This window comes from Thermophilibacter sp. ZX-H3 (assembly GCF_052599055.1).
In genome coordinates, this window is sequence record NZ_JBQXES010000036.1 from 1 (window position 1) to 7,227 (window position 7,227).

Annotated in this window: 7 protein-coding genes; 2 read left to right on the plus strand and 5 right to left on the minus strand. The window is 50.8% G+C overall.

The genetic code is table 11. From position 1 onward, the window contains the following. Positions 1-39: 39 nt before the first annotated feature. From ACULPM_RS10850 to ACULPM_RS10870, 5 genes are all read right to left on the minus strand, one after another. Complete coding sequence (locus ACULPM_RS10850; RefSeq protein ID WP_445332282.1) at positions 40-561, minus strand: hypothetical protein; 522 nt, start codon at positions 559-561, stop codon at positions 40-42. Between the two features lie 48 nt (positions 562-609). Beyond that, entirely contained in the window at positions 610-1,995 is a 1,386-nt protein-coding gene (locus tag ACULPM_RS10855) for a hypothetical protein (protein WP_445332283.1), read from the minus strand. Positions 1,996-2,404: 409 nt separating this feature from the next. After that, the gene (locus tag ACULPM_RS10860; RefSeq protein ID WP_445332284.1) at positions 2,405-2,797 is read right to left on the minus strand and encodes a hypothetical protein; all 393 of its coding nucleotides are present in this window, start codon (positions 2,795-2,797) and stop codon (positions 2,405-2,407) included. Between the two features lie 121 nt (positions 2,798-2,918). Then, positions 2,919-5,447 (minus strand): hypothetical protein, encoded by a 2,529-nt coding sequence (locus ACULPM_RS10865; protein WP_445332285.1) that lies wholly within the window; start codon positions 5,445-5,447, stop codon positions 2,919-2,921. Beyond that, positions 5,447-5,764 (minus strand): hypothetical protein, encoded by a 318-nt coding sequence (locus ACULPM_RS10870; RefSeq protein WP_445332286.1) that lies wholly within the window; start codon positions 5,762-5,764, stop codon positions 5,447-5,449. The genes ACULPM_RS10865 and ACULPM_RS10870 overlap by 1 nt, the downstream gene beginning before the upstream one ends. Positions 5,765-6,073: 309 nt before the next feature. On the opposite strand from ACULPM_RS10870, the gene ACULPM_RS10875 reads away from it, so the two are divergent. After that, entirely contained in the window at positions 6,074-6,658 is a 585-nt protein-coding gene (locus ACULPM_RS10875; RefSeq protein ID WP_445332287.1) for a recombinase family protein, read from the plus strand. A gap of 15 nt (positions 6,659-6,673) precedes the next feature. Beyond that, positions 6,674-7,054, plus strand: a complete 381-nt coding sequence (locus tag ACULPM_RS10880; RefSeq protein ID WP_445332288.1) for a hypothetical protein — start codon at positions 6,674-6,676, stop codon at positions 7,052-7,054. The last annotated feature ends 173 nt before the right edge of the window (positions 7,055-7,227 follow it).

A 7,227-nucleotide genomic window follows, 5' to 3' on the forward strand; every position in this document is an offset into this window, starting at 1 on the left:
TACCTTCCCGCCCCTCTTTACTGTGTAGCCTTGGAAGTTCTAGCCACGCCAAGCAGCCAAGAGACGTTGCCAACGTGAAGGCTTCTTCTGCGGCTGTTGCGGTGCTTCGTACTCAGGCTCAGTGACAAGCAACGCTTCCTTCTTGTCTGCGGCTGTGTGAATGGCTGTGGCGGCACTCAAAGCCTTGTTGGTATCCAGAAGCTTGCCGTTCTGTTCCGTAAGGCTGGACACGGCATCTGTAAGGGCTGAAATCTGCTTGTCCTTGGCCGCAATCTGAGCGTCCTTGGTAGCTATCTGCTCATCCTTAGCCGCAAGCTGAGCGTCCTTGGCTTCGAGCTGCCGCAAAAGAGCGTCCACCTGCGGAGAAACCTGCTTAGAAGCTTTCTCAGAAACTTTCTTGCCGTCTTTCCTTTCCTTGTAGTGCTTCACGGCAAGAAACCGCACGTCATCGGTTATGACATACCCGCCCTGAGCGTTTCGCTCAACTTCGTTCTTGGCACACCACTTACGTATCGCCTGAACGGAAACCCCGCATTCGGTTGCTAGCTCTCTAACGCTCAACAAAGCTCTCACCTGCTAAAAGTCGGAAGGAAACCGGAAATAAGATTATCATTTTTGGTTGGCACCTTTCCTGATTTCCAGTTTCCCCTCAACCATCAACACGTGAATCCACCTGTAAACCGTCTTGCGGCTTGTCCCTAAGCCCCGTGCTGCCTGAGTAATCGACGCTTTGGGGTTGTCCTGAAAGTAGTTGAGAACGTCTTTTTTGCGGCTTTTCTTCCCGCCTATCTGCTCGCCAAGAGCACGTTTACCGTTATTCAAGAGGTTTACCAAGCCGATATGTTCTTGTAGTGTTCTGCCGTTCCTCTTGCTTGCTTGTATCTCAACACCGCAAAGCCTACTTATCGTCGCTCTGGTGAGCCTTCTGTACTTCTCTTGGTAAGCCTGTGCGGCTTTAGCCATATCCGCAAGAGTAAGCGGGTTGTCTTCTGGTGAAATCAAGTCCAGCACTCTGCGGGCTTGTGCCATATCCTCTAGAAGCTCTTCTTCTGATATGCCGCACTTCACCGCGAAAGAAGCCATACAAAGCAGATAGAAGTACCTATGTCCTACCTCTATCTCAGGCAACCTGTTCTTCCACCAGTCGTACAAGCCCCTGTGTGCTTGCCACGTGCGTGGCGGTAGATTCTCTTCTATGCGGTGCTTGTACCATTCTGGATACAGTTCCTTTGCTTCTTCCAAGCTGTGCTTGCTGTAGAGTGCCTTAGTTGTTATGCGGCTGTCCTCTGGTACGTAGCTGTTCAGCTCTTCAAGTCTTAGCGGCTCACCAGTTAGAAAGCAACGCACCTTGTCGTTTCCCCGCTTAGTCTTGCTTCCAACCAAGCGGAAAGCCTGAACGGGGCTTGTCTCGAACTGCGGGCTTTCGTAAGCGTCCGTTACGTAGCTCTTCCAAAGCTTTGGAATAATCGCCTTGCGGTAAGCCCGCACCTGCTTCACTACGTTCTGGTACATAGCCAAGGGCTTTTCTAGCAGGTAGACAACGTGTAAGTTCCGCTCTGAACTTAGGATTATGTACGTTGGCCTTGGGATTCTATGCGTCTCGTAAGGCTCGCCCTCTGTAATCCCCGCGTAGAAGAACAGGGCGTCCAGCCCTACAACTTCACCGCCCTTTACCCGCAGGAAATCCAAGTCAAACTCTAGTGCGGTGAGCCATCGGGCGTTCTGGATACTTGCGTTCTTCCCTGCGAACAGGACAGGGGCAACCATCGAGAACTCTTGGCTTTCCAGCATTTCGCTTATCTGCTCTAGCTCTCTGGTTACGTGAATCCTGCGGGCTTTGCCGTCTTCCCGTAGCTGTATCGCTATGCCGTTGTACTTGCCCTCTTCCAGCTTGCCCCGCTCTTCCATCAGTTCAGCCGGAAATATCGCCCTGTAGTAATCCAGCGGCTCAATCTCAGGGAATCTTTCAACGAGAGTTTCCAGCGGCTTTGGCATCGGCTTTCCCATATTTCGGGGGCGTATTATGAACACTGTGAATGTAACACTTTTCCGCTTGCGGCGTATATGAACGATAGAAGGTTGTCAGTCACCCCCAACCGCACCATACGGCTTCTAGAAGCTCTGGAATGTCCCTAGTCGGGCTTGTAATCGAATCTGAGACGGTTTCGCGGTATGTCACGCCTGTTTGCTCATAGAACAAAATAAAAGCCCTCAGAATGGCTCTGAGGGCTTCTGGTGCGATTTCCGCACGTAAAAACAGACGAACGTAAACTATAGTTTACGTTTTTCGATGAAAAGCCTTGCGTTTTCGGCGATATAGCCACGAAAAACAGCGGGCACCTACCAGCTTCAACGTTGCCCAATATTATTACTTTATCGGGCTAAAGTGCCTTGCTTTTCACACCTAAAGCCGTAGCTTTACGTCTACCTTATCAGGGAACTTCTTTAGTTCGTCCTGTACAGCGTCAAAGAAAAGTGTCTCTTCGAACTGCTCTTGGCCTATTGGTGCGTCCCAATCAGAACGTATCTGCTCGCTATATATCTCGTGAATCTTTTCTATCTGATTGTCTCCTACGTAGTCAGCCCGATAGCCGCCTTTATCAGTCTGTTGCTTCAACTGCCTTGTTCTCTTGCTTATTCGGCTGTCGAAATCCAAGGCATTCAGAAGGTATTCGGCCATCTGCTTGCTGTTGGCGTGCGGCACTGCTTCAATCATTATCTGCCGCTGAGCGTTCTTCAACAGCTCGTGCCTGTTCCATACCTTGTACCAAAGGAAGTATTCGTTTATCAGGCTCATACCTTTCCCCTTTCTCCTTGGGAGTGTGTGTTGGACGGGGGAAGAGCGTTTTTTCAGCTCGAAAAGCTAAAAATCCTAAAACCCTCCCCCTTGCCCCCTACTTCGTCCCATACTTGTTTCTCTAGCCGTGTACTTCGTCCGCGTCAGCAATGACAAAGTTACAGAAGAGGTAGACGGTAGCCCCCTCTTCCCGCAACGCCCTTGCCCGCCCTGCGGCTTGCTCTACCGTTCCGGCTATCTGCTCTATCTGTATCTCTCTCATTTCCTCTTGCGTGTAGAGGTACAGCGTTTGTTCAACGCCGTTCAGCTTCACGCTTTGGTTTTGCCGCACAAGCTCTGTGCCGTCCCCTATGTCATCCCACATATCTTGGTATGACTGGTGCGGCAGGTCGTACTTGCCCGCCACTATGATTGTTCTTCCTTTGAACAGGTCTAAGCCGCTGTTGTTGGCAAGGTGAATCTGCTTGCTTCCGTCATTGGCAAGGTTGAACCCCTGCCCCTTCCAGAAGTCCCTATCTTGCTCACCGCCGCACTTGAACGTTAGAAGCGGTGAGTTCTCTATCACGTCTGCGGGCAGGACGAACTTCATATATTCGGCTAGGGCTGATAGCTTCTCATTGTCCTTGCCCTTGGCACCGCTAACGCCGCGATACTGGATTATGCGGCCTGTGTTTGCGGCTAAAGGGGCTTCTGTTACCTCAGTACCTATGCCGTAATACTTCTCTGTACGCTTGTTCATCGGCGTTGCCGTGAATATCCGCACGGGTATTAGCCTGTTCGAGCACTCTTCAATCAGCGTGCTCTTTCTAACGATACGGATACAGTTAGTACCAGCCTTTCCCTTTGAAAGCTTGCCGTCGCTTTCCAGACAGTCAAAGAATCCAGCCGCTATGTTTGCGGCGTTCGTCGTGGCTAGGTAAGCGTCTACCTGCTCTCTCAGTTGCGGTGCTACTTCCTGCCGCAGGAATGACAGGTCTATTTCTATGCCGTTCGCTCTGTCGCGGCTCTTCACTTCGTCTATGAAATCGACAAGCTTCTTTGCCGTTGCCGATTCTAGAAACGGAACGATGCTAGCAAGGTTCGAAAGTTCTATCTTCGTCTCTTTGACAAGCGAGCTGTCCAGCTCTTCGTCAACGATTATCAGCTCAGGCGATAGCCCGCTCAGTGCGGTTAGAAGGCTGTGCGTTATCAGGAAAACGCCCTTGTCCTCTTCGTTGAATAGCTTGTCTATGAAGCCCTTTCGTTCCGCACTCTTAGTCTTTGCGGGCAACCCTAGCTGTAGATAGAAAACGTCCTCTTGGCTCACTTCCTTTGGCGGGCACCTGTGAATCAGTCCCGTTTGGTTGAAGTTCGCCCTTGCTAGAAAACGTTCCTCGAACTCTTTCAAGTTATCGTGCTTTGGTGCCGAGTAGATTATCTTTCTCTCATACAGGTCTGGAAGGGCTAGTAACCAGTCGATTACTCTCTTTGTCTTCCCACTTCCAGTTTGGCTCTTTAGTATGCGGACGTTACCCGTTCTGTCGTTCAGGAAGGCGGGTACCGCTTCATCCATCCAAGTATCTAGCTCTTCTGTCGTTACCTTTGAGCACTGCGGCGTAACTGGTAGGTCTATATCATCCTCGAAGAACTCTGGAACTGTAACCAGCTTGCCGCCCCTGCCCCGCACGATTGGGACAGGCTTCAAGGTACAGTCTCGGAACTTGGCTCTTATCTGCTCTTCGTCGCAGGTATGCCCTGCGTATGTCTGCGTCTGGTACCAAGACAGAACATCTTCGAGCACCGTTCTAGTCTTTGTGTTGTAAGACAGGTAACGCAGGTTGCTAAACAGGCTAAGACGCTCGTTGTAGTCCAGATACTTGCCTTCCCTAAACTTGTCCAGAAGGTAGCACCTGCCCTGTAGCTTCTCGTACCAGCGGCTAGAGACGGTTACAGATTCCTGCTCTGGTAGCTCTGCGTACTCTGGAATGAAGCCCTTCTTCTGCTTCATCGCCTTTCTTGGCTCTATTCCCTCTCTTACCTTCTGCTTTGCGGCGAACGCACCAAGGGCGGACAGCCGCAGAGGTTCCGTTGTGAGAAGGCAAGAGCCGAGGGCACCGCCGTACCAAAGGCGGCTACAGTCCTTCGTTGACTTGTCGGGGCTGTATCTGTCAAAGGCCGCAAGAAGGGAAACCATCGTGCTTTCGTATTCACGGGTGCTGATTTCACGTTCCAAGCCCCAGACAAGCCTAAAGTTGAAGCCATTCTTGGGGCTAAAACCGTCCGTTTTTTCCCTACGACTTAGAAGATACTTATAAGTCGTAGGGATTTTTCGGGCGATTTCCAAGCCTGTTTGCGGCTCTTGGCTGTAAGAGAAGTACCAGAAGCTTGCGGGCAAGCCTATGTTCTCAGCGTACTGAGCCACTTCCAGCGGACTTGTGCCGCAAGAATCAAAGTCAAGTGCTATGAGTTGGTTAGCTAGAACGTCCTTCTTCTTGAACGTTCCGCCGCTCATATCGTAGATACCAGCTCGCCAAGCGTGCCCCTTGCCGCAAAGCTCAGCTACCTGTTCTATCGTCTTTTCTTCTTGTACGTAGTTAGTCTTGCTCTGTAGGAGTGCGGCGTTGCTTGGCTTCCTTTCGTAGCTGGATTTCGAGTAGCAGAAGGTTGGCATTATTCATACTCACCAGCCAACCTCTTGGCGTTTCTATCCCTCTTCCTTTCCAGCTCTTTGTCAGCGTCACTCAGGAAGTTCCTTAGATACTCTGAACTACCAAGCTGCTTGGGGATAATCCAAGAGTAGCTGTAAGTATCGAAAGTGCGGCTATCCCCTGTCTTGTCTGCCTGATGCTTGCCGCTCACGAAGTAGTCAACGGCTATCGTCACAAGCTCTGAAAGGTTCAGCTCTGGTAAGCAGTTCTCAGCGTACCGCTTCCAAGCTTCCTTCCTCTGCGGCTCAATACGTAGCTTTACGATTTCGCTCTTGTTCATCGTTTTTATTCCTCTCTATTCAGTTGTCAAAGAACGCAGGGCTGTTCGTTTTCTCGCCCTCTATGTAGATATGAAAAATGCGGACACCTGATTACTCATTCGTGCCCACGGTTTCAAAAAAAGTTGGGTGCGTTGTTGTGTCTAAGAATCCCTAGGTTTCTGGACAGGCCGCAGACCAGCCGAGAACGCCCCGATTTGCGGCCAAAACCTGCCGAAAAAGTTGTCTAAAAAGTAAGTTGTCTAAAAAGTCTGTCTAAAAAGTATGCTACACTGTCCTTGGAACAAGAAGCCGCAAGGAAGGGGCAGGAAATGAGCAACGCAAAGGTTTTCGGCTACGCCCGAGTTTCAACAAGGCACCAGCACGAGGACAGGCAAGTAAAGGCACTGTCTGAGTACGGCATCAGGCAGGAAGATATTTACGTCGATAAGGTAAGCGGCCTGAAAGAGCACCGCCCCGCACTTGATAAGCTGCTCAACCTGCTTCAAGAGGGCGATACCTTGGTTATCAGCTCTTTTGACAGGCTCGCACGCTCTACCAAGCAGCTTCTAGAACTTGCCGAGAGATTCCAGAAAGAGGGCGTGCGGCTGGTGAGTATGAAAGAGAACCTTGATACCAGCACGCCGCAAGGCAAGCTCTTCTTTACCATCTCTGCGGCTTTTGCCGAGTTTGAGCGTTCAATCATCGAAGAGCGTAGAGAAGAGGGTATGTCCATTGCTCGTGAGAAGGGCGTCCGTTTCGGAAGGCCGCAAAGCGACGAGGAAAAGATAGAAGCCGCCATTTCCCTTTATCTGGACGGCAAGCTATCCGTTGCCCGCATTGCCGAGACGTGCGGCGTTAGCAGGGCTACAATCTACAACAAGTTAAAGGCACGCGGCATCAGCCGCAGGAACTAGTAGAAAGGGCAAGCAATGGCTATCCAGAAGCTAACGGACAACGTACAGATTGACTTCGAGGGAAAGCGTATCTACGTCGATTTTGAGAACGCAACCGAGACGGATAACAAGGTTGCCATTCTGAACAGGGCAGACGGCTTCGTTATCCTGCCGGTTAGCGATATGCCCAAGCCCAAGCGTGAGAAGTCCAAGGCTCGCGTTGCCAATGGCAAGAAGAACGTCCACAACGCCGAGTATTGGAAGAAGCAGCTTGCCGACGTACAGGCCACTACAGCACAAGTGAAGAAGTTTGAAGAGCTGTACAAGGAAAAGTGTAAGAAAGGCGAGAAGGGCAAGGGTTACTTTGCGGCTGTTTCCTATGCAAAAGGAATCATCGCCGCTAAGAAGGAAGACTAAGAGCTTCTAGCAATCTAGATACGAAAAAAGAGGGGTGAGAAGGATTTACCTTCCCGCCCCTCTTTACTGTGTAGCCTTGGAAGTTCTAGCCACGCCAAGCAGCCAAGAGACGTTGCCAACGTGAAGGCTTCTTCTGCGGCTGTTGCGGTGCTTCGTACTCAGGCTCAGTGACA